Annotated in this window: 19 protein-coding genes and 1 pseudogene; 2 read left to right on the forward strand and 18 right to left on the reverse strand. The window is 59.1% G+C overall.

Annotated features, from left to right (window positions below):
* The 13 genes and pseudogenes from nuoM to BLV61_RS32215 form a co-directional block, all read right to left on the reverse strand.
* Positions 1-1,533, reverse strand: a complete 1,533-nt coding sequence (gene nuoM / locus BLV61_RS26260) for an NADH-quinone oxidoreductase subunit M (RefSeq protein ID WP_090468407.1) — start codon at positions 1,531-1,533, stop codon at positions 1-3.
* 39 nt (positions 1,534-1,572) lie between these two features.
* Complete coding sequence (gene nuoL / locus BLV61_RS26265) at positions 1,573-3,426, reverse strand: NADH-quinone oxidoreductase subunit L (RefSeq protein ID WP_090468409.1); 1,854 nt, start codon at positions 3,424-3,426, stop codon at positions 1,573-1,575.
* Positions 3,423-3,731 (reverse strand): NADH-quinone oxidoreductase subunit NuoK, encoded by a 309-nt coding sequence (gene nuoK / locus BLV61_RS26270; protein WP_007946416.1) that lies wholly within the window; start codon positions 3,729-3,731, stop codon positions 3,423-3,425. The genes nuoL and nuoK overlap by 4 nt, the downstream gene beginning before the upstream one ends.
* Before the next feature lie 2 nt (positions 3,732-3,733).
* Positions 3,734-4,237, reverse strand: coding sequence for an NADH-quinone oxidoreductase subunit J (nuoJ, locus tag BLV61_RS26275; protein ID WP_047527652.1), 504 nt, complete (start codon positions 4,235-4,237; stop codon positions 3,734-3,736).
* A gap of 9 nt (positions 4,238-4,246) precedes the next feature.
* Positions 4,247-4,792, reverse strand: a complete 546-nt coding sequence (gene nuoI, locus BLV61_RS26280) for an NADH-quinone oxidoreductase subunit NuoI (RefSeq protein ID WP_178132024.1) — start codon at positions 4,790-4,792, stop codon at positions 4,247-4,249.
* Between the two features lie 12 nt (positions 4,793-4,804).
* Complete coding sequence (gene nuoH, locus BLV61_RS26285) at positions 4,805-5,812, reverse strand: NADH-quinone oxidoreductase subunit NuoH (protein WP_047527655.1); 1,008 nt, start codon at positions 5,810-5,812, stop codon at positions 4,805-4,807.
* Positions 5,809-8,523 (reverse strand): NADH-quinone oxidoreductase subunit NuoG, encoded by a 2,715-nt coding sequence (gene nuoG / locus BLV61_RS26290; protein WP_090468411.1) that lies wholly within the window; start codon positions 8,521-8,523, stop codon positions 5,809-5,811. The genes nuoH and nuoG overlap by 4 nt, the downstream gene beginning before the upstream one ends.
* A 137-nt stretch (positions 8,524-8,660) precedes the next feature.
* Positions 8,661-10,016 (reverse strand): NADH-quinone oxidoreductase subunit NuoF, encoded by a 1,356-nt coding sequence (nuoF, locus tag BLV61_RS26295; RefSeq protein ID WP_047527659.1) that lies wholly within the window; start codon positions 10,014-10,016, stop codon positions 8,661-8,663.
* Positions 10,013-10,510: an NADH-quinone oxidoreductase subunit NuoE gene (gene nuoE, locus BLV61_RS26300; protein WP_007970445.1), complete on the reverse strand. Its 498-nt coding sequence runs from the start codon at positions 10,508-10,510 to the stop codon at positions 10,013-10,015. The genes nuoF and nuoE overlap by 4 nt, the downstream gene beginning before the upstream one ends.
* Positions 10,511-10,512: 2 nt before the next feature.
* A complete protein-coding gene (nuoC, locus tag BLV61_RS26305) occupies positions 10,513-12,297 on the reverse strand; it encodes an NADH-quinone oxidoreductase subunit C/D (protein ID WP_047538433.1) in 1,785 nt (594 codons plus the stop codon).
* Between the two features lie 73 nt (positions 12,298-12,370).
* On the reverse strand, positions 12,371-13,045 hold the full coding sequence (locus tag BLV61_RS26310) for a NuoB/complex I 20 kDa subunit family protein (protein WP_047527662.1): 675 nt from the start codon (positions 13,043-13,045) through the stop codon (positions 12,371-12,373).
* A gap of 10 nt (positions 13,046-13,055) precedes the next feature.
* Complete coding sequence (locus BLV61_RS26315; protein ID WP_003223812.1) at positions 13,056-13,469, reverse strand: NADH-quinone oxidoreductase subunit A; 414 nt, start codon at positions 13,467-13,469, stop codon at positions 13,056-13,058.
* Positions 13,470-14,113: 644 nt separating this feature from the next.
* A pseudogene (locus BLV61_RS32215) lies at positions 14,114-14,325 on the reverse strand (isocitrate lyase); the annotation flags it as partial.
* Positions 14,326-15,178: 853 nt separating this feature from the next.
* On the opposite strand from BLV61_RS32215, the gene BLV61_RS26320 reads away from it, so the two are divergent.
* Together BLV61_RS26320 and BLV61_RS26325 are read left to right on the forward strand one after the other, a co-directional pair.
* The gene (locus BLV61_RS26320; RefSeq protein ID WP_244159990.1) at positions 15,179-15,634 is read left to right on the forward strand and encodes an FAD-dependent oxidoreductase; all 456 of its coding nucleotides are present in this window, start codon (positions 15,179-15,181) and stop codon (positions 15,632-15,634) included.
* Complete coding sequence (locus tag BLV61_RS26325) at positions 15,634-17,163, forward strand: MFS transporter (protein WP_090468413.1); 1,530 nt, start codon at positions 15,634-15,636, stop codon at positions 17,161-17,163. Before BLV61_RS26320 ends, BLV61_RS26325 begins: the two co-directional genes overlap by 1 nt.
* 226 nt (positions 17,164-17,389) lie before the next feature.
* Here the strand turns inward: BLV61_RS26325 and aceA are convergent, their stop codons facing one another.
* From aceA to purB, 5 genes are all read right to left on the reverse strand, one after another.
* Entirely contained in the window at positions 17,390-18,715 is a 1,326-nt protein-coding gene (gene aceA / locus BLV61_RS26330) for an isocitrate lyase (RefSeq protein ID WP_020799541.1), read from the reverse strand.
* 503 nt (positions 18,716-19,218) lie between these two features.
* Entirely contained in the window at positions 19,219-19,980 is a 762-nt protein-coding gene (locus tag BLV61_RS26335) for a secretin N-terminal domain-containing protein (RefSeq protein ID WP_047527670.1), read from the reverse strand.
* A gap of 169 nt (positions 19,981-20,149) precedes the next feature.
* Positions 20,150-20,575, reverse strand: coding sequence for a GNAT family N-acetyltransferase (locus BLV61_RS26340; RefSeq protein WP_047527672.1), 426 nt, complete (start codon positions 20,573-20,575; stop codon positions 20,150-20,152).
* Positions 20,568-21,737 (reverse strand): ribosomal protein uL16 3-hydroxylase, encoded by a 1,170-nt coding sequence (locus BLV61_RS26345; RefSeq protein ID WP_047527674.1) that lies wholly within the window; start codon positions 21,735-21,737, stop codon positions 20,568-20,570. The genes BLV61_RS26340 and BLV61_RS26345 overlap by 8 nt, the downstream gene beginning before the upstream one ends.
* An 86-nt stretch (positions 21,738-21,823) precedes the next feature.
* Positions 21,824-23,194, reverse strand: coding sequence for an adenylosuccinate lyase (purB, locus tag BLV61_RS26350; RefSeq protein ID WP_047527676.1), 1,371 nt, complete (start codon positions 23,192-23,194; stop codon positions 21,824-21,826).
* Positions 23,195-23,316 lie beyond the last annotated feature (122 nt).

Raw genomic sequence — 23,316 nt, forward strand, 5'->3', positions numbered from 1 at the left:
TTACCGTGCCGAAGCGAGTTGAGTGAAGGCGGTGCCGAGCCACTGCTGCACGCCATGCATCGTCGCGGCAGAGGTGTCGAGGAACGGTTGCGGGTAGACGCCGATGTAGACCAGCAGCGCTGCCAGACCGACCACCATGATCAGTTCGCGAGCATCCATGCCCTGCAGGACCGCGTCCGATTTGGACGGACCGAAGTAGGCACGGTGGATCATGATCAGCGAGTAGACCGAACCGAACACCAGGCCGGACGTCGCGATCACGGTGACCCATGGAGCGCTGGCGAAGGTGCCGATCAGGATCAGGAACTCGCCGACGAAGTTACCGGTACCCGGCAAGCCCAGGGACGCCGCTGCAAAGAACAGGCTGATGGCCGGCAGGTAGGCGATCTTCGACCACAGGCCACCCATTTCACGCATGTCGCGGGTGTGGGTGCGTTCGTACAACTGACCGCTGAGGATAAAGAGTGCCGCGGCCGACAGACCGTGCGCCAGCATCTGAATCACCGCGCCCTGCAGCGCCAGTTGGCTGCCGGAGTAGATGCCGATCAGTACGAAGCCCATGTGGGAAACGGACGAGAAGGCGATCAGACGCTTGATGTCGGTTTGCGCGAACGCCAGGAACGCACCGTAGAAGATCCCGATCAGACCCAGGGTCATGGCGATCGGCGCGAACTCGGCCGACGCATTCGGGAACAGCGGCAGGGCGAAACGCAGCAGGCCGTAGGCAGCGGTTTTCAGCAAGATACCGGCCAGGTCCACGGAACCTGCGGTCGGCGCCTGGGCGTGAGCGTCAGGCAGCCAGGAGTGGAACGGTACGACTGGCAGCTTGACCGCGAAGGCGATGAAGAAGCCGAGCATCAGGACGTACTCGGTGGTCATCGACATCTTGGTTTTCAACAGGTCGGCGTAGTTGAAGGTCATCACGCCGGTGTTGTTGAAGTTGACCAGTACCAGACCCAGGATCGCCACCAGCATGATCAGGCCGGAAGCCTGAGTGAAGATGAAGAACTTGGTCGCCGCGTAGATCCGGGTTTTCTTGCCGTCCGAAGAACTGTGACCCCAGAGCGCGATGAGGAAGTACATCGGCACCAGCATCATTTCCCAGAAGAAGAAGAACATGAACAGATCGAGGGCCAGGAACACGCCGACGACACCGCCCAGGATCCACATCAGGTTCAGGTGGAAGAAGCCGACGTGGCGCTGGATCTCTTTCCACGAGCAGAGTACCGAGAGGACACCCAGCAGGCCGGTCAGCAGGATCATCAACAGCGACAGGCCGTCGAGGGCCAGGTGCACGTTGATGCCGAAGCGCTGGATCCAGACGTGCTTGAACTCAAGCGACCAGGTCGGATCGGCGCCAGGCGCCGGGGCAAATGAATAATCACCGTGGGCCCACAGCCAGAGGCCGAGAGCGAGTTCCAGGGTCATGGTCAACAGCGCAATCCAGCGGGGGAGGGTGGCGCCGAAGCGCTCACCCATCCAGCACAGCAGGCCGCCGATGAAGGGGATCAGGATTAGCCAAGGCAGAATCATGACGGGCTCAATTCCTTTCGCAAGTTCGCAAGGTTCATATCAGACCGCTACCAGCACGACGGCGCCAATTACCAGCACGGCACCAGCAGCCATCGAGGCGGCATACCAACGCAGTTGACCGGTCTCGGTACGGCTCAGGGCGGTGTGACCGCCTTTGGCCATGCGCGGGATCAGACCGATGGTCTGGTCGAGCGGGTCTTTGCGCAGGATGTGGCTGATCGCCAGGTAAGGCTTGACGAACAGTTTGTCGTAGATCCAGTCGAAGCCCCAGGCAGCGAACCACCAGGCCGACAGGAAACGGCCGATGCCGCTGTTGGCGATGGCGGTCACGAAGCGACGCTTGCCGAGGAACAGCAGCGCGGCCAGCAGGATACCGGCCAGGGCGATGGCGCCCGAAGCGAGTTCCAGACTGTGCTTGGCTTCGCCACCGGCATGGCCGACGCTTTCCGGCAGCACGCCGTGCAACGGTGGAACGATCATCGCGCCGACGAAAGTCGACAGGACGATCAGCACCGACAGCGGCAGCCAGTGAGCAATGCCGTGACCGGCGTGGGCTTCGGTCTTCGCTTCACCGTGGAACGTGATGAAGATCAGGCGGAAGGTGTACAGCGAGGTCATGAACGCGCCGACCAGACCGGCGTAAAGCAGACCGTGGTTGCCGCTGGCGAACGCTTCCCAGAGGATTTCGTCCTTGGAGTAGAAGCCCGCAGTCACCAGTGGCAGGGCCGCCAGGGCCGCGCCGCCAACGATGAAGCTGGCGTAGGCCAGAGGCAGTTTCTTCCACAGGCCACCCATCTTGAAGATGTTCTGCTCGTGGTGGCAGGCAACGATCACCGCACCGGAGGCAAGGAACAGCAGGGCCTTGAAGAAGGCGTGGGTCATCAGGTGGAAGATCGCGCCATCCCAGGCGCCGACGCCCAGGGCCAGGAACATGTAGCCGATCTGGCTCATGGTCGAGTAGGCGAGGATACGCTTGATGTCGGTCTGTACCAGTGCGGCGAAACCTGCAAGCACCAGGGTCACGCCACCGACGATGCCCACCAGGTGCAGGACTTCCGGCGCCAGGGTGAACAGGCCGTGAGTACGGGCGATCAGGTAGACACCGGCGGTCACCATGGTCGCGGCGTGGATCAGTGCCGAAACCGGAGTCGGACCGGCCATCGCGTCCGCCAGCCAGGTTTGCAGCGGCAGTTGCGCGGATTTACCGACAGCGCCACCCAGCAGCATCAGGGTAGCCAGGACCATCCAGAAGTTGCCGGCCTGGAACTTCTGCGGTGCCAGCACCAGCAGTTCCTGGATGTTCAGCGTGCCCAGTTGAGCGAACAGGATGAACAGGCCGATGGCCATGAACACGTCACCGATACGGGTCACGATGAAGGCCTTGAGTGCCGCGTTACCGTTGTTGCGGTTGCTGTAGTAGAAACCGATCAACAGGTACGAGCACAGGCCCACGCCTTCCCAGCCGAAGTACAGGAACAACAGGTTATCGCCCAGTACCAGGAACAGCATGCTGGCGATAAACAGGTTGGTGTAGGCGAAGAAGCGCGAGTAGCCGTCTTCACCGCGCATGTACCAGGACGCGAACAGGTGGATCAGGAAGCCGACGCCCACCACCACGCCGAGCATGGTGATCGACAGGCCGTCGATGTACAGGGCGAAGTCAGGCTTGAAGCCTTCGACCGCCATCCATTGCCACAGCACCAGGGTGAAGTGACCACCCTCGGGTGGCGCGACATTGAATTGCCAGATCACGTAGGCCGCGACCACTGCGGACAGGCCGATGGAGCCGACGCCGATCAGTGCCGAGAGGTTTTCCGAGAAGCGTCCGCGGGAGAACGACAGCAGGAGAAACCCGATCAGGGGAAATACGAAAGTCAGAAAGATCATGTTCATCCGCGCATCTCACTGGCAGCGTCGATATCGAGCGTGTGGAAGCGGCGATACAGTTGCAGCAGGATCGCCAGGCCGATACTGGCCTCGGCGGCAGCCAGGCTGATCACCAGGATGAACATGATCTGTCCATCCGGCTGCGCCCAGCGGCTACCGGCAACGATGAACGCCAGCGCGGAGGCATTCATCATGACCTCCAGGCTCATCAGCACGAAAAGGATATTGCGGCGGACCATCAGGCCGACCAGACCGAGGCAGAACAGGATGCCGGCGACCGCCAGACCATGCTCCATGGGGATAGCAGGCATCGTCATTGCTCCTTGGCTTCGTTGCGGCCCAAGTGGAACGCCGTGACGGCTGCGGCGAGCAGCAGCATCGAGGCGAGTTCGACCACCAGCAGATAAGGACCGAACAGGCTGATGCCCACGGCCTTGGCGTCCACGGTGGTGTGGCCGATGGCCTGACCGCTCTGGTGGGAGAACAGCACATACAGCAGTTCCACCAGCAGCAAGGCGGCGAGGGCGACCGGGCCGCCCCATATGCCGGGCTTGAGCCAGACGCGCTCTTGCTGAACCGAGGCCGGGCCCAGGTTCAGCATCATCACCACGAACACGAACAGCACCATGATGGCGCCAGCGTAGGCGATCACTTCCAGCACACCGGCAAACGGCGCGCCGAGGGCGAAGAACGTCATCGCCACGGAGATCAGCGAAATGATCAGGTAGAGCAGGGCGTGCACGGGGTTGGTGTTGGTGACCACGCGAAGCGTGGAGACCACAGCGATACCCGATGCGAAATAGAAAGCGAATTCCATCTTTCTTCCTTAAGGCAGCAAGCTCTTCACGTTGATCGGTTCGGCTTCATTCTGCGCGGAGCCTTTTGGCTTACCGGCAATCGCCATACCTGCAACACGATAGAAGTTGTAATCAGGGTTTTTGCCGGGGCCGGAGATCAGCAGATCTTCTTTCTCGTAAACCAGGTCCTGACGTTTGAACTCGGCCATTTCGAAATCCGGCGTGAGCTGGATCGCGGTGGTCGGGCAGGCTTCCTCGCAGAGGCCGCAGAAAATGCAGCGCGAGAAGTTGATGCGGAAGAAGTCCGGGTACCAGCGACCGTCTTCGGTTTCAGCTTTCTGCAGTGAAATGCAACCAACCGGGCAAGCCACGGCGCACAGGTTGCACGCTACACAACGCTCTTCGCCGTCGGGGTCGCGGGTAAGGACAATACGCCCACGGTAGCGCGGCGGCAGGTAGACCGGTTCTTCCGGGTACTGCAGCGTGTCGCGCTTGCGGAAGGCGTGGCCGAAAATCATCACCAGGCTGCGAAGCTGGGTGTAGAGGCCATGCACGATGTCAAATATGTACTTCATGATTCTCTATCCTCACTGAGCCGCGACGGCGGGCGTGTTGAGCAACACGATCGCAGCGGTCACCAGCATGTTGACGAGGGTCAGCGGCAGGCAGAACTTCCAGCTGAAATCCATCACTTGGTCATACCGTGGGCGCGGAATCGAAGCGCGCAACAGGATGAACATCATGATGAAGAACGCGGTTTTCAGTGCGAACCAGATGAACGGGATCTGCGGCAGGATGCCGAACGGACCGTGCCAGCCACCGAAGAACAAGGTCACCAGCAGCGCCGAGATCAGCACGATGCCGATGTACTCGCCGACGAAGAACATGCCCCATTTCATGCCGGCGTATTCAATGTGGTAACCGTCGGCCAGTTCCTGTTCCGCTTCCGGCTGGTCGAACGGGTGACGGTGAGTCACGGCCACGCCAGCGATGAAGAAGGTCAGGAAACCGAAGATCTGCGGAATGATGAACCACAGGTGCTGGGCCTGGTAATCAACGATGTCGCGCATGTTGAACGAGCCGACCTGAATCACGATGCCCATCAGCGACAGGCCCATGAACACTTCGTACGACACGGTTTGCGCCGAAGCCCGCAAGCTGCCCAGCAGAGCGAACTTGTTGTTACTCGACCAGCCGGCGAACAGCACCGCGTAGACCGACAGACCGGCCATGGCGAAGAAGAACAGGATGCCGATGTTCAGGTCCGCCACGCCCCAGGTCGGGGTGATCGGGATGATCGCGAAGGCAATCAGCAGGGCGCTCATGGCCACGACCGGTGCCAGGGTGAAGATCATCTTGTCGGCGAACGGAGGCGTCCAGTCTTCCTTGAAGAACATCTTGATCATGTCGGCGGCGATCTGGAATGCGCCGAACGGACCCACGCGGTTCGGACCGTAACGATCCTGCCAGAGGGCGAGCAAACGACGCTCGACCCAGCTCAGCAGTGCACCGCAGACCACCACGGCCAGCAGAATCACCACGGCCTTGAGGACCGCGATGATGATGTCGATCACTTCAGGAGTGAACAAGGTCATTGAGCTGCCTCCTGCAGACCGTCAACGGATTTGCCAAAGATCGCTGGCGGAATGCCGGCGATGCCCGCTGGCAATGCCACCAGGCCGGCGCCCAGTTCTTCATTGATGCGCAGTGGCAGACGCAGGGTCTGGCCAGCCACGTTCAAGCTCAGCAGTGCGCCGTCGTTGACACCCAGGCGGTCGGCTTCGGACTTGGCCAGGGCAACGTAGGCCGCCGGGATGCGTTCCTGAACCGGCGCGGCTTTCGAAGAGGTTTCTTCGCTGCCGAACAGGTGGAAGAACGGCACAACCTGCCAGGTGCCCTGGGCCGGGTTGAACGCGCGCGGAACGTTGGCGAACCACTTCAGCGAATCACCGGTGGTTTCGATCAGGCGGGTGCCCGGGTCGCCAGCGCGAATGTGACCACCGACTTCGTCCTGGAACTTGTTCCAGGCTTGCGGCGAGTTCCAGCCCGGAGACCAGGCGAATGGCACTTGCTGACGTGGTTCGACCGAACCCGAGTAACCTTCCATCGAGAAGGCGAACGCGGTGTCTTTGTCCTGCGGTGTACGGGGTTCGTGCACGCTGATGTTGGCACGCATGGCGGTACGACCGGAGTAACGCAGCGGTTCGCGCGCCAGTTTCAGGCCCTTGATGCGGAACGCGGCGGACGGTGCCGCGTCGACGATGGCCGCCAGTTGCGGGGTGCTCGAGGCGACCGCAGCGGTGACGTGGTCCAGCTGCGTCCAGTCGATCGGCTGGTTCAGCAGGGTCGAACGCAGGGCATGCAGCCAGCGCCAGCCTTCGTGAACCAGGATGCTGGCGTCCATGTATTGCGGGTCGAAAACCTGGAAGAAGCGCTGGGCACGGCCCTCCTGGCTGACCAGGGTCCCGTCGCCTTCGGCGAAGCTCGCAGCCGGCAGGACCAGGTGCGCACGATCGCTGGTGGCGGTCTTCTGATGGTCCGCCACGATCACCACTTTCGCGGCGGTCAGGGCGGCATCGACCTTGGCTTTGTCGGTACGGGTGTACAGATCGTTTTCCAGCACGACGATGGCGTCGGCCTTGCCGTCGATCACCGCTTGCAGGGCTGCATCGACCGATTCGCCACCGAGCATGGCCAGGCCGAGGCTGTTGGCCTCTGGCACGATCAGGCTGATGGACCCGTTCTTCTCGCGCAGTTTCAGAGCCTTGGCGATGTTCGCGGCGGCTTCGATCAAGGCTTTGGAGCCCAGGGAAGTACCGGCGATGATCAGTGGGCGCTTGGCCGCGAGCAGGGCGTCGGCGATGCGCTTGGCCAATTCGAGGGCTTCGGCGTCCAGGCCTTCAACGGCAGGCGCGCTGGCGTCGAGGGCGTGAGCCACGGCGAAACCGATGCGGGCCAGGTCGTCCGGCGCGGCGTGAACGCACTCTTCAGCCACGTCGTCGAGCTTGGTTTCAGCCAGGCTGGCGATGAACAGCGGATTCAGCGCGTGCTGACCGATGTTCTTCACCGCGGCGTCGAGCCAAGGCTGTACGCGCATGGCTTCGGCCATGTCTTCGGCCTTGCCCTTGACCGATTGGCGCAGGGCCAGGGCCATGCGTGCAGCGGTCTGGGTCAGGTCTTCACCGAGGACGAACACGGCGTCGTGGTCTTCGATGTCGCGCATGTTCGGTACTGGCAGCGGGCTGTCTTTCAGCACTTGCAGGACCAGGCGGATGCGCTCCAGTTCGGAGGCTTCGATACCGGAGTAGAAGTGCTCGGCACCGACCAGTTCGCGCAACGCGTAGTTGCTTTCGAGGCTGGCGCGGGGCGAACCGATACCGACGATGTTGCGACCGCGCAGCAGGTCGGCGGCTTTATCCAGTGCTTCGTCGAGGCCCAGCTTGGTGCCGTTGGCCAGCAGTGGCTGACGCGGACGGTCCTCGCGGTTGACGTAGCCATAGCCGAAACGGCCACGGTCGCACAGGAAGTACTGGTTTACCGAACCGTTGAAACGGTTTTCGATACGACGCAGCTCACCATAGCGTTCGCCCGGGGAGATGTTGCAACCGCTGGAGCAGCCATGGCAGATGCTCGGCGAGAACTGCATGTCCCACTTGCGGTTGTAGCGCTCGGAGTGAGTCTTGTCGGTGAACACACCGGTCGGGCAGACCTCGGTGAGGTTGCCGGAGAACTCGCTTTCCAGGGTGCCGTCTTCAACGCGACCGAAGTACACGTTGTCGTGGGCGCCGAACACGCCGAGGTCGGTGCCGCCGGCGTAGTCCTTGTAGAAGCGCACGCAGCGATAGCAAGCGATGCAGCGGTTCATTTCGTGGGAAATGAACGGGCCCAGTTGCTGGTTCTGGTGGGTACGCTTGGTGAAGCGGTAACGGCGCTCGTTGTGGCCGGTCATGACCGTCATGTCTTGCAGGTGGCAGTGACCGCCTTCTTCACAGACCGGGCAGTCGTGAGGGTGGTTGGTCATCAGCCATTCGACAACACTGGCGCGGAAGGCCTTGGATTCTTCATCTTCGATGGAGATCCAGGTGTTGTCGGTGGCAGGGGTCATGCAGGACATGACGATGCGACCACGGGTGTCGTTCTCGTCGGTGTACTGCTTGACCGCGCACTGGCGGCAAGCGCCAACGCTGCCCAGGGCAGGGTGCCAGCAGAAATAAGGGATATCGAGGCCTAGCGACAGACATGCCTGTAACAGGTTGTCTGCCCCATCGACTTCGAGCTCTTTGCCGTCTACGTGGATAGTGGCCATGGTTCAAAGTTCTTCGTTGGCCCGGTGTCAGCGGGCGTGGCTAATGGAATCTTGTTGTTCGTCCGAATCCAAACAGCCCTTTAAAGGCGTCATCGAACGAAAGACGAAGGGCACGGACCCTTCGCCTTTTTAAGCATTTACGCGCCGACTACGATCGGCCTTGCCAGAGGCGGGACGGCGGCGCTGGTGGGCGCGATGCCGGCTTCGAACTCTGGACGGAAGTATTTGATTGCGCTGCCCAACGGCTCCACGGCGCCCGGTGCGTGAGCACAGAAGGTCTTGCCTGGGCCGAGGAAGCCGACCAGACCCAGCAGGGTCTCGATGTCGCCTGGCTGACCCTGACCTTTCTCGATGGCCATCAAGAGCTTGACGCTCCATGGCAGGCCATCGCGGCAAGGGGTGCAGAAACCACAGGATTCGCGAGCGAAGAACTGCTCCATGTTGCGCAGCAGGGACACCATGTTGACGCTGTCGTCGACCGCCATGGCCAGGCCGGTACCCATACGGGTGCCCACCTTGGCGATGCCGCCGGCGTACATTTGTGCGTCCAGGTGCTCCGGCAACAGGAAGCCGGTACCGGCGCCGCCCGGCTGCCAGCACTTGAGCTTGTAGCCGTCGCGCATGCCACCGGCATAGTCTTCGAACAGCTCGCGCGCGGTCACGCCGAATGGCAGTTCCCACAGGCCAGGGTTCTTGACCTTGCCGGAGAAGCCCATGAGCTTGGTGCCCATGTCTTCGCTGCCTTCGCGTGCCAGCGATTTGTACCAGTCCACGCCGTCGGCAATGATCGCCGGTACGTTGCACAGGGTTTCTACGTTGTTTACGCAGGTCGGTTTGCCCCACACGCCAACGGCGGCCGGGAAGGGCGGCTTGGAGCGCGGGTTGGCGCGGCGGCCTTCGAGGGAGTTGATCAGTGCGGTTTCTTCACCGCAGATGTAACGCCCGGCGCCGGTGTGGACGAACAGCTCGAAGTCGAAGCCGCTGCCCAGAATGTTTTTACCCAGCAGGCCAGCAGCCTTGGCTTCTTCCACGGCACGGTTGAGGTGCTTGGCGGCGGTGGTGTATTCGCCACGCAGGAAGATGTAGCCACGGTAGGTTTTCAGTGCGCGGGCACTGATCAGCATGCCTTCGATCAGCAGATGGGGCAGTTGCTCCATCAGCATGCGGTCTTTCCAGGTGTTGGGTTCCATTTCATCCGCGTTGCACAGCAGGTAGCGGATGTTGATGGATTCGTCTTTGGGCATCAGGCCCCACTTCACGCCAGTGGGGAAGCCTGCACCACCACGACCCTTGAGGCCGGCGTCCTTCACGGTCTGGACGATGTCGTCCTGGGCCATGTCGGCGAAGGCCTTGCGGGCAGCGGCGTAACCGTTCTTGGCCTGGTACTCGTCGAGCCAGACGGCTTCGCCGTCGTCACGCAGACGCCAGGTGAGCGGGTGAGTCTCGGCCGAACGCTTGATGCGGTTGGCCGGGCCGAAGGAAGTCAGGGTCATACGTAGCCCTCGAGCAATTTGGCGACGCCTGCTGGCTGCACATCACCGAACGTGTCGTCGTCGATCATCAACGCCGGCGCCTTGTCGCAGTTGCCGAGGCAGCAGACCGGCAGCAGGGTGAAACGACCATCGGCGGTGGTCTGACCCAGGCCGATGCCGAGCTTGCTCTGGATTTCGCTGACCACGGACTCGTGGCCGCCGATGTAGCAGACCATGCTGTCGCAGACGCGAATGATGTGGCGGCCAACCGGTTGACGGAAGATCTGGCTGTAGAACGTCGCCACGCCTTCAACGTCGCTGGCCGGAATGCCGAGGATCTCGCCGATGGCGTACAGGGCGCCATCCGGCACCCAGCCACGTTCCTTCTGGACGATCTTCAGGGCTTCGATCGACGCCGCGCGCGGGTCTTCGTAGTGATGCAGCTCGTGCTCGATGGCCGAGCGCTCGGTTTCGCTCAGGGCGAAACGGTCTGTCTGGATAAGCGTGCTGTTCATGCTTAGCGGTCCACGTCGGCCATAACGAAATCGATACTACCCAGGTACGCGATCAAGTCCGCGACCATGCTGCCTTTGATCACTGAAGGGATCTGCTGCAGGTGCGGGAAGCTTGGGGTGCGAATCCGGGTGCGGTAGCTCATGGTGCCGCCATCGCTCGTCAGGTAATAACTGTTGATGCCCTTGGTCGCTTCGATCATCTGGAAGGATTCGTTGGCCGGCATCACCGGGCCCCACGAAACTTGCAGGAAGTGCGTGATCAAGGTCTCGATGTGCTGCAGGGTGCGCTCTTTGGGTGGCGGCGTGGTCAGCGGGTGATCCGCCTTGTACGGGCCTTCCGGCATGTTGCGCATGCACTGCTCGATGATCTTGATGCTCTGGCGCATCTCCTCGACGCGCACGATGCAGCGGTCATAGGCATCGCCGTTGGCGGCCAGCGGCACTTCGAATTCGAAGTTCTCGTAGCCCGAGTAAGGACGCGCCTTGCGCAGGTCGAAGTCGCAACCGGTCGAACGCAGGCCGGCACCGGTGACACCCCATTCCAGGGCTTCCTTGGTGTTGTAGGCCGCGACGCCGATGGTACGGCCACGCAGGATGCTGTTGTCGAGGGCGGCTTTCTGGTATTCGTCCAGACGCTTTGGCATCCACTCGACGAAATCCTTCACCAGCTTTTCCCAGCCGCGTGGCAGGTCGTGGGCGACGCCACCGATGCGGTACCAGGCCGGGTGCAGACGGAAACCGGTAATGGCTTCGATCACCGTGTACGCCTTCTGGCGGTCGGTGAAGGTGAAGAACACCGGGGTCATGGCGCCGACGTCCTGGATGTAGGTACCCAGGAACAGCAGGTGGCTGGTGATCCGGAAGAACTCGGCCATCATGATGCGGATGACGTCGACCTTCTCGGGTACCTTGATGCCGGCCAGCTTCTCGACCGAGAGCACGTACGGCAGGTTGTTCATCACGCCGCCGAGGTAGTCGATACGGTCGGTGTACGGAATGAAGCTGTGCCAGGACTGACGCTCGGCCATCTTCTCGGCGCCACGGTGGTGGTAACCGATGTCCGGTACGCAGTCGACGATCTCTTCGCCGTCCAGCTGCAGGATGATGCGGAACGCACCGTGCGCCGAAGGGTGGTTCGGGCCGAGGTTGAGGAACATGTAGTCCTCGTTCGGGCCGGAACGCTTCATGCCCCAGTCTTCAGGCTTGAAGCGCGCGGCTTCTTCCTCGAGCTGTTGCTTGGCCAGGGTCAGGCTGTACGGATCGAATTCGGTGGCGCGCGCAGGGAAGTCCTTGCGCAGCGGGTGACCTTCCCAGGTCGGCGGCATCATGATGCGCGACAGGTGAGGGTGGCCTTTGAAGTCGATGCCGTACATGTCCCAGACTTCACGCTCGTACCAGTTGGCGTTCGGCCAGATGCTGGTGACGGTCGGCAGGCTGAGGTCGCTCTCGGAGAGGGCAACCTTGATCATGACGTCACTGTTACGTTCGATCGACATCAAGTGATAGAACACAGAGAAGTCGGCGCCGCTCGGCAGCCCTTGACGCTTGGTGCGCAGACGCTCGTCCACGCCGTGCAGGTCATAGAGCATGACGTACGGCTTGGGCAGGTTACGCAGGAAAGTCAGGACTTCGACGAGTTTGGCACGGGCAACCCAAAGCACCGGCATGCCGGTGCGGGTAGGCTGGGCGGTGAACGCCTCGGGGCCAAAACGGTTGTTCAATTCAACGACCACATCCTGGTCGTCTGCCTTATAAGGCGGGATGTACAGAGCACTGCCTGTAGTCATGATTTTTTTATCGCTTTCGGTCAACGTAAAGAATGAAGCCAGCTTCTCGTTTCTTTGAAACAGCAGATCTGGATCAGACTTCGTCGGGGCTGCGCAGGTTGGTTACCTGAATACGCTGTTCGCGGCGCTTTTCCTTCTCGGAAGGCATCTCGGCGCGGTAAACGCCTTGATCGCCAACGACCCAGGAAAGAGGGCGACGCTCCTGGCCAATCGACTCCTGCAACAGCATCAAGCCTTGCAGGAAAGCTTCAGGGCGGGGCGGGCAGCCAGGCACGTAGACGTCCACGGGCAGAAACTTGTCCACCCCTTGAACGACAGAGTAGATGTCGTACATGCCACCGGAGTTGGCGCACGAACCCATGGAGATGACCCATTTAGGTTCGAGCATTTGCTCGTAGAGACGCTGAATGATCGGCGCCATCTTGATGAAGCAGGTACCGGCGATAACCATGAAATCCGCCTGACGCGGTGATGCCCGGATAACCTCGGCGCCAAAGCGCGCGATGTCGTGGGGCGCCGTGAAGGCGGTGGTCATTTCCACATAGCAGCACGAAAGGCCGAAGTTATACGGCCACAGGGAGTTCTTGCGCCCCCAGTTGATCGTGCCGTTAAGCACGTCTTCGAGCTTGCCCATGAAAATGTTTTTGTGGACTTGATCTTCTAACGGATCGGAAACGGTTTCCCGTTCGCCAATCGGATACTGCTCGTTAGGAGCATCGGGGTCGATCCTGGTGAGATTGTATTGCATTGCCAAAGCCTCATTGTTTCAGCTTCGCTTGCCGCTTGCGCCGAGCTTCCGGAGCCCAGTCAAGGGCGCCCACTCGGAATAGGTAGACAAGACCTGCCAACAGAATTGCTATGAAAACGAGAGCTTCGACGAATCCGGTCCAGCCGCTTTCGCGGACGGACACAGACCATGCAAAGAGAAAGAGGGCTTCGATATCGAATATCACGAAGAGCATCGCGACCAGATAGAATTTGGCAGAGAGCCGCAAGCGGGCGCCACCTGTAGGTAGCATGCCGGACTCGAACGGTTCGTTTTTGCTGCGGCCCCAGGCTTTTGACCCGAGGAGGCTGGAGACGCCGAGCATGAAGGCACAGAGGCCGACTACGCCCAGAAGGAAAATGGCAAAGCCCCAGTTGTGGGCCATGAGTCCTGTCGCTTCGGGCATGCTGGTAATCCTTAACAGAGAGCAAAGGTCTCTGAGCTTGAAAAGAAACAACGCAGTGACGATATGTCGCAGCAATCAATCCCGCTGATTTTATGGCTAAACACTCGGCAAGTAAAATTCCTATAGCGAAATTATTTATAGGAATAAGGACATGGCGAGCGGCAAAAGCGCTGTAGCCCTTGCGTTACGGGCATTAGATGGCATTTCGTCAATTATGTTTTGTAGGGAATGTAACGAACACAGCTCTACCTGAATGATAATCAATATTGTTTGCGTTGGTTTTTAATCTGTCTAACGGGTCAGCGTTCGTTAAGTTGTCTTATATGCGCGTTACTTGAAGTAGCGGTGGTGACCTTTTTAGCGGATTTTTCCGATGTTGGCGCCGCTTTGGATCAGTATTTTTCCAGATCGCCACCAACCCCTGTAGGAGCGAGCCTGCTCGCGATGGTGGTCAACGATGACGCTGGGGGTCTGACAGGCCGCGGCGTCCTCAGGGTCATCGCGAGCTGGCTCGCTCCTACAGAAGGGGCGTACATTGAATTACAGGCAAAAAAACGCCCCGAACCAGTCGGGGTATCAGATATGCAGCGCTGCGGTTAGCTTTCTATCCGATCCGCAGCGGCTGTTATTTCAGGTGAAGCAGATCAGTGGAACTGTTCTTCTTCGGTCGAGCCGGTCAGCGCGGTTACCGAAGACGAGCCCCTCTGGATTACGGTCGTCGAAATGGCCGATGTCCGGTTCCTGCGGGTATGCCACGACAGTGCAATTCTTGGCGGTGTCAGCGGCAAGTTCCTGCTCCTTGCCCCTTCACGCAGTCAGTCATGTCGTTGTGAGCATAGTCCTGCGCCAAAAAAAACGGCTCGCTCAGAGAGGTTTTGAGGTTTCTAGGTCATTTCCATATCGCCCATCAAGCATTGAGCCGTTCGTAAATGGCAGGTGGGTATCACCAAGGGATAGCTGACCCTCATTTGGCAAGCGAAACCGTCAGCATCGTCCGTTAATTGCATCTGTTATCGATCAACTCTTGAGGTGTTTTTTTAGCGCCGATCAAATTTGTTGCGCAACAATAATTGGGTAGTGTGAGTTGGCTCGCAATGCGAGCTTGCATTGATTTATTTCGAATGGGATTTGGTTCTTCAGTTACGTCTGTCTGATTGGGTAAGTGAAATCGTGGTGGGATGTAAGAAATTGCCTTCAGATCATTATTTTCTAAATGTGAGATGCGTCTTTGTTATTGATTAGATTGAAATCCGGCGGTGGACGACGAGTTTTTATTAGGTAGGGTTAAGGCTTGAGACATGAATTTCGGGAGGAGCTCTAAAAACTATTGAGCTGCGAAATAAGGTTGAAGTCGGTTGATGTTTTTCTCTGTCAGCTGGAAACGCCAGCGTAAGCAGGCCGGCCTCCATTTCCTTCTGATGGAGGGCTTTGTCGCTCAGTAGGTGTGCCGAAATATTGATTGTGCGAAAGCTCAGAAATCGGTTGGGTTGGGCTTTCGTCCCGAGCAATCACGCGATAGTTGCTTTTCGTGAAAATGATGTTTTCGTGAGGAGGAACAATCTTACTGCATGTTGGGTTCTCGCGATTAAATATGTTTATTTGTGAACGGCTTGGTGGGTTCTGTGAGTTTGCGTTCTGTGTTTAATGATCTTCTGTTTGTTTCGTAAGTTCTGATATTGACTCCTGAATATAAAGATTTGGGGTTGAAAATGATCTGCGACATTGTTGTGATTGGTAACGGAGCTATTGGTGGTTCAATTGCCTTCGAATTGGCGAGTCGAGGGTTCAAAGTATGCAGGGTCGGTGAGGCGGATAGGACTAATGCCGCATCAAAGGCTGCGGGCGCGATGAATGGTTGCTTCGGTGAAATCACCAGTGGTTTGCTCGCCAGTGAGCATGGCCGTTTGAAATTGGCCATGGATATTCAGGCTAAAGCACTATGGCCGCATTGGTCACAGCGGCTTGCGCGGGCCTCGGGTAACCAGCAAGAGATGCTAACAGCTTGTGGCACTCATGTGCTCCTCAACTCCGCAGGTATGGCTGAAATTGACAGCGTCAACTACGCAGCTATTGAACAAACTTTGCGCGAGCATTCAGTCGAAGTCTATGGAAAAACCTGTGAAGTGCTCTTCAAAACAATGAGCCCATCAAGGAAAAGCGACTGATGCAAAGATCGGTAACCCCCCTTGTCTCCATTATCCAGGATCGCTCGAAAGGCGCGGCCTTGTTGGTGATCATGCTTCCGGTCCTGTTGGTGACCATCGATAACACCATTCTCAATTTCGCCATGCCGCGAATCGCTGCTGCGCTGAACCCGTCTGCCGCCGAGCAGCTGTGGATGATCGATGCCTATTCTCTGGTGCTCGCCGGGTTGCTGGTGAGCATGGGCAGCTCCGGAGACCGCTTTGGTCATCGACGCATGCTTTGTTTGGGGTGTATGGGTTTCGTAGTGGTGTCGGTGGGGGTGGTGTTTTCACAGCAAGCGTGGCATCTGATTGCGGGGCGTGCGCTGTTGGGTTGTTTCGGTGCAATGATTTTGCCGGCGACCCTGGCGCTAATTCGCACTGCATTTGAGGATCGAGAAGAGCGGCGCCTGGCAGTGGCGGTCTGGGCAACTTGCCTGACTGTCGGGTCGGCTTTGGGGCCATTGCTGGGCGGTGTGCTGTTGCAGTATTTCAATTGGCAGTCGGTTTTTTTGGTGGCTTTGCCGTTCCTGTTGCCCGTGTTGCTCTTTGCGCGGATGATTACCGAGTCGCCAAAGCAGCTGGGTAAATCGACCGATTACCTGAGTATCTTGTTGAGTCTGGGTGCCATGACGGGTGTGATGCTGGGTCTCAAGCATCTGGCCACGGTCGGCTTCGACGGGCAGGTTTTGATCTGGGTGCTGTCCGGAATTTTGCTGGGCGTAGTTTTTGTCCGTCGCCAGCTAGTGTTGGAACACCCGCTGTTGGACCTCAGGTTGTTCGGCTCCTCTGCTTTCAGCGTGTCCATTGCGAAAAATCTCGTCAGCCTGGGCTTGTTGGTCGGTTTCATTTTCTTCGCCACCCAGTTGCTGCAGTTGGTATTTGGGTTATCCCCGTTGTTGGCCAGCTTGACATTGGTGCCGGGGCAGGTATTGGCGATTGTCGCCGGCCTTGCCATCGTGCCGCTGGCGCAAAAGCATGCACCGAATAGGGTCATTTCCGGATGTCTGCTACTGGCCGCTGCGGCCTTCGCGATGATGGCACTGGTTGCACCTACTGCGCTGATCGTCGGTGTGGCTTTCGTTTTGCTCAACGCTAGTATTGCCGCCATCACCACCGTGTCCAACGATCTAGTGTTGGCCTCGGTGCCAGCCGAGAGTGTCGGTAGTGCCTCATCCGTCAGTGAGACGGCTTATGAGATTGGCGTGGTGTTGGGTACCACGTTGATCGGAGGGGCAGTGGCGGCGCTGTATCGGTTGTCTTTGGTAATGCCTGAGGGCGCACCTGAAAACGTAGTGACCGCATTTGCAACGCTGGGAGGGGCTCACGCCATCAGTCAAGTCCAGCCAGAGGAAGTGGCGACGCGGATTCTGGAAGACGCTAACGCTGCATTTACAGACGGCGTGATGACGACAAGTACTATTGTGACTGGGCTCATTGTGCTATTTGCGCTGGTTACATACTGCTATTTGCGAGAGCGAAGTCCTGCGCATCCAGTTGAAAGTCGCTGAAGCACCATCGGGCCACTGAGCAAAGCTTGCTAGCGATAGCAGTGGCAAATTCACCATCAATGTTGAATGTGAGACCCTCATCGCGAGCAAGCTTTGCTACTACGGGGGGGGATGCCTTAAATCCCGGGCAAAAAAAACGCCCCGAACCAGTCGGGGCGTCAGATGTGCAGCGCTGCGGTTAGCTTTCTATCCCGTCCGCAGCGGCTGGTATTTCAGGTGAAGCAGATCAGTGGAACTGTTCTTCTTCGGTCGAACCGGTCAGTGCGGTTACCGACGACGAGCCACCCTGGATCACGGTGGTCATGTCGTCGAAGTAGCCGGTGCCCACTTCCTGCTGGTGAGCCACGAAGGTGTAACCCTTGGCGGCGTCGGCGAATTCCTGCTCCTGCAGTTTCACGTAGGCGGTCATGTCGTTGCGGGCGTAGTCGTGCGCCAGGTTGAACATGCTGTGCCACATGTTGTGAATGCCGGCCAGGGTGATGAATTGGTGCTTGTAGCCCATGGCGGACAGTTCGCGCTGGAACTTGGCGATGGTCGCGTCGTCCAGGTTTTTCTTCCAGTTGAAGGAAGGCGAGCAGTTGTACGACAGCAGTTGGTCCGGGTATTCCTTCTTGATCGCTTCGGCGAAGCGACGAGCTTCTTCCAGATCAGGCTTGGCGGTTTCGCACCAGATCAGGTCGGCGTACGGCGCGTAGGCCAGGCCGCGAGCGATAGCCTGGTCGAGACCGGCGCGCACTTTGTAGAAGCCTTCCTGGGTACGTTCGCCAGTGACGAATGGCTGGTCGTACGGATCGCAATCGGAAGTCAGCAGGTCAGCAGCGTTAGCGTCGGTACGAGCCAGGATGATGGTCGGAGTACCGGCAACGTCAGCAGCCAGACGAGCAGCGGTCAGCTTCTGTACGGCTTCCTGGGTTGGAACCAGTACCTTGCCGCCCATGTGGCCGCACTTCTTGACGGAGGCCAGTTGGTCTTCGAAGTGAACACCGGCGGCGCCCGCTTCGATCATGCTCTTCATCAGTTCGTAAGCGTTCAGTACGCCGCCGAAACCGGCTTCAGCGTCAGCCACGATTGGCGCGAAGTAGTCGATGTAGCCTTCGTCGCCTGGGTTCTTGCCGGCTTTCCACTGGATCTGGTCAGCACGACGGAACGAGTTGTTGATGCGCTTGACCACGGTTGGAACCGAATCCACCGGGTACAGCGACTGGTCCGGGTACATCGATTCGGCGGAGTTGTTGTCCGCAGCTACTTGCCAGCCTGACAGGTAGATCGCCTGGATGCCGGCCTTGACTTGTTGCACAGCCTGGCCGCCGGTCAGGGCGCCCATGCAGTTGACGAAATCTTTCTCAGGACGGAAGGCTGGCTTGGCACCTTGGGTAACCAGGTTCCACAGCTTTTCGGCGCCCATTTTTGCAAAAGTGTGCTCAGGTTGAACCGAGCCACGCAGGCGGACGACGTCAGCAGCGGAGTAAGTGCGTGTCACGCCTTTCCAGCGCGGGTTTTCAGCCCAGTCTTTTTCGAGGGCTGCAATTTGCTGTTCGCGTGTCAGTGCCATGGAGATAAACCTCGTCGCATAGGTCTTGGGGTGGAAAATTCCTGCTCCTGCCACGTACGCATCCTGAAATTGGCGTAAGAGGCTGCTCGCTGACCAGAAGCTTAAGCGGTCAAGTCGGGTTCGGCGGGGGAGGCGACGGGATGAACGATGGGCTCGAGGGGAAGTGAGCAGGTACGGGCGAACTGCGGGCGCATTCGGGCGTCGTGGGCCTTGGTGCGAACATCAGTGTGGTGCCGGGTTACCTAATTACGCTTCCGTCCCTCGGGACAACTTCGTTCCAGTCGACAACCTCGTCAAACACACCTTGTGGGCGGTACAGACACGAATCGGCTTGCGTGGGGTAAGTTGCAAGCGGCGACTCGAAGGCCCTTGCCGGGGCCTCTGATTAGCGGGAGCGAGGCCATCATGCCTTCGGTTTTTTAGCCCGTCAAACACTTTGTAGTGCTTTTTTTTAAGCACTACATCTTTGGTCTAATACGACTTGCCAGTCAGTTTTCGGTGACTTAGTCCAAGGTATCGACTTTCACCCGTAGCGTCATGTCATCCCGGCCTTGAGTCGAGTAGCTGCGGGTAAGGCCTTGTTTGTCGGCCTGTGTCTGGCCGTTTACGCCAGCCAGCAGGATCCATTCGCCCAAGTGTCCGGTGACCGTTGTGTCGGTACTTTGTACGTTCACTACATCGGGACGTTCCTGACTCATGCGGTCATGGTTGGTGCTGATCGACAGGTGAACGATGTCACCGGTGACGCTGGCGGTGACATAGAACCCCTGAGTGACGTTGCGGTATTCGGTCTGGCTGCGCAGGTCGCCGTAGGAGTCGGTCTGGCTGCTGGTGAGCGGTACGCTCTGGCCGACCTGGATCAGTGCTGGCGTGCCTTCGCTGGTCTGGACTTGCTGAATGCCGCCATTACGGCTGGCGGTGTTGTAACTGATGATGCGGGTCTGGTTGGGCTTGGCGCCGTTCACTGAATATCCCTGGTCGCCCTGGGTGTTGTTGTCACTGGTATCGACAGTGATCAGCAGGCGTTTTGGCGCCGTGTCGAGCTGGGAAAGAAGGGCTTTAAGTTCGTCGATTTTGCGCTGATCAGCGTTGACTATAAGCTGATTTCCGTAAGCGCTAACCTGGCCATCCTTGCCGATGAAATCCTGTGCGACCGGCAACATATCGGCGCTGGTGTGGTAGTTCAATGGCACGATTTCGGTGGCTGCCATGACCGAAAAACTGCAGGTCACCAACAGCGTGGTGAGCAGGGTGCGTAGGGACATATCCGTTATCTCCGCAATCAAAGGCTTGATAGTGCCACTTTGTCGGCCCGCAATGGGGCAAGTTGAATCGTAGACAGCAAAACGCCCCGGCATCCGAAAATGGCGAGGCGTTTTGTGGTGTTTGCGTGTTGCTTTTGTGGTGAGGGAGCAAGCCCCCTCACCACAGGTATCAAGCCGAATGGCGAACCATGTCGACATGCGGAATCCCTGCTTCCAGAAACTCCTCACTGACCATGCTGAAGCCCAGGCGCTCATAGAACGCCGTGGCTTGGACCTGGGCGCTGAGCATCTGTTGTTTTAGCCCGCGCTTTTCGGCTTCGCCGATGACCGCTTGCATCAACGCATCGCCAACTTTCAGGCCGCGCCAATCCTTGAGTACCGACACCCGGCCAACATGACCGTCAGGCAGCAGGCGGGCGGTACCGATTGGAAAGTCGCCTTCGAACGCCAGGAAGTGCACGGCAGTCGCGTCGTCGGCATCCCACTCAAGTTCAGGTGGAACGCATTGCTCGGCGACGAACACCGTCTCACGAATGCGCCGGATCTCGGCGTTGTCCTTCTGCCAGTCTGCGACACGTACGTGAATCTTATTCATCGGCAAACCCCAGGCTACCTTGCTTGACCAGCTCGCACAGCAGGCTGCGGCCATCTTCATCGCTCAGCCACTGACCAAGGTTGTCGCTGTGCAACGCATCGGCTGCGCAGATCATCTTCAGCAGCTCGCGCAGTTTGCCCGGCAGATAACGGCTCTGGCCGCTGGCGAACAGCAGCAAGTCATCATCGACTTCCGACCAGGCCAGGCGTGCGCTTGGGTTGCGGATCAGTACGGCGCCCTGTTCGAGCGCGCTGAGGACGTCTTCCTCTTCGACGTCTTCCGGGCCAACGACCAATTCCGGATAGCGTGGCTCGGTCATGAACTGGCCGAACCAGGTCAGCAGCAGGCGCTCATCGCTCATGTGTTCGGCCAGCAGGCCTTTCAGACGGTCGAGGGCGTCGTGCTGGATCTGGTGCGGATCGACCGCTGGCAGGGCGTCGGCGTCGGTGTAGCGCTCTTCGTCAGGCAGGAACTGGCTGAGGAAGTCAGTGAAGTGGGTCAGCACTTCAGCGGCGCTCGGTGCGCGGAAGCCGACGGAGTAAGTCAGGCAGTCATCGACCGCGACGCCGCAGTGGGCCAGGCGTGGTGGCAGGTAGAGCATGTCACCCGGTTCCAGGACCCATTCATCGGTCGCTTCGAATTCGGCGAGGATGCGCAAGTCCGCGTGCTGCAGCAGCGGGCTTTCGGAGTCGCACATCTGGCCGATCTTCCAGTTGCGCTTGCCGTGGCCTTGCAGCAGGAACACGTCGTAGTTGTCGAAATGCGGGCCGACGCTGCCACCTGGTGCCGCGTAGCTGATCATTACGTCGTCGATGCGCCAGCTCGGCAGGAAGCGGAAGTGCTCCAGCAGTTCGCCGACTTCCGGAACGAACTGGTCCACGGCTTGTACCAGTAGGGTCCACTCGCGTTCCGGCAGCTTGCTGAATTCGTCCTCGGCAAACGGGCCGCGGCGCAGTTCCCAAGGGCGCTCGCCGTGCTCGATGATCAGGCGCGATTCGACTTCTTCTTCCAGCGCCAGGCCGGCCAATTCGTCGGCATCGAGCGGGCTTTCGAAGTCTGGGATGGCCTGACGGATCAACAGTGGCTTTTTCTGCCAGTAGTCGCGCAGGAACTCCCGTGCCGTGATGCCGCCCAAAAGTTGAAGAGGAATGTCAGGATTCATGTGTAACCTATTGAAAAAATGCACTTTTCATACGGGAATAAAAACGCCCGGCGCGGCCGGGCGTCTTAAAAGGGTCAAGCGGTCGATCAGATGCGTTTAGCTTGCTCTGCAGCGTTACCGATGTAGTTTGCCGGGGTGAGCAATTTCAGTTCGGCCTTGGCGGCGGCTGGCATGTCCAGGCCGTCGATGAAAGTCTGCAACGCTTCAGGGCTGATGCCCTTGCCGCGGGTCAATTCTTTCAGCTTCTCGTACGGGTTTTCGATGTTGTAGCGACGCATCACGGTCTGGATGGGCTCGGCCAGGACTTCCCAGCACGCGTCCAGGTCGGCGGCGATTTTCTGCTCGTTGAGCTCCAGCTTGCTGATGCCTTTGAGGCTTGCTTCGTACGCGATCACGCTGTGGGCGAAGCCGACACCGAGGTTACGCAGAACGGTGGAGTCGGTCAGGTCGCGCTGCCAGCGGGAGATTGGCAGTTTGCTCGCCAGGTGCTGGAACAGTGCGTTGGCGATACCCAGGTTGCCTTCGGAGTTTTCGAAGTCGATCGGGTTGACCTTGTGCGGCATGGTCGACGAACCGATTTCGCCAGCGATGGTGCGCTGCTTGAAGTAGCCCAGGGAGATGTAACCCCAGATGTCGCGGTCGAAGTCGATCAGGATGGTGTTGAAGCGGGCGATCGCATCGAACAGCTCGGCGATGTAGTCGTGCGGCTCGATTTGCGTGGTGTACGGGTTGAAGCCCAGGCCCAGCTCGTCTTCGATGAAGGCGCGGGCGTTGGCTTCCCAGTCGATCTCAGGGTAGGCCGACAGGTGTGCGTTGTAGTTGCCGACGGCGCCGTTGATCTTGCCGAGCAGCGGAACGGCAGCGACTTGAGCGATTTGACGCTCCAGACGGTAAACCACGTTCGCCAGCTCTTTGCCCAGGGTGGTCGGCGAAGCCGGTTGACCGTGGGTGCGCGACAGCATTGGCACGTCAGCGAAACGGATGGCCAGTTCGCGGATGGCGTTGGCGGTCTGGCGCATCAGCGGCAGCATCACGTCATCGCGGCCTTCGCGCAGCATCAGGGCGTGGGACAGGTTGTTGATGTCCTCGCTGGTGCAGGCAAAGTGGATGAACTCGCTGACCTTGGCCAGTTCCGGCAGCTTGGCCGCTTGCTCTTTGAGCAGGTATTCGATGGCTTTTACGTCGTGGTTGGTGGTGCGTTCGATCTCTTTGACACGCTCGGCGTGCTCCAGAGAGAAGTTTTCCGCCAGGGTGTTCAGCACCGCGTTGGCTTCGGCGGAGAACGCCGGCACTTCGCTGATGGCAGGGTGAGCGGCCAGACGCTGGAGCCAGCGTACTTCAACCAGAACGCGGGCACGGATCAGGCCGTACTCGCTGAAAATTGGGCGCAGGGCCTGGGTTTTGCCGGCGTAGCGGCCGTCAACAGGGGAAACCGCAGTGAGCGAAGAGAGCTGCATGGGGTGTTCTCGGACAGTCGGGCAACGAAATGGGGCGCGTATCATACATGAAAAAATCCGCCGGTCCGTTGCCAACTGACCAGCGTATTACGCGTTACTGACTACAAAGGGGTGTTGCGGAT

Origin of the sequence: Pseudomonas mohnii (assembly GCF_900105115.1) — a bacterium.
In the GTDB taxonomy this organism is placed as follows: domain Bacteria; phylum Pseudomonadota; class Gammaproteobacteria; order Pseudomonadales; family Pseudomonadaceae; genus Aquipseudomonas; species Aquipseudomonas mohnii.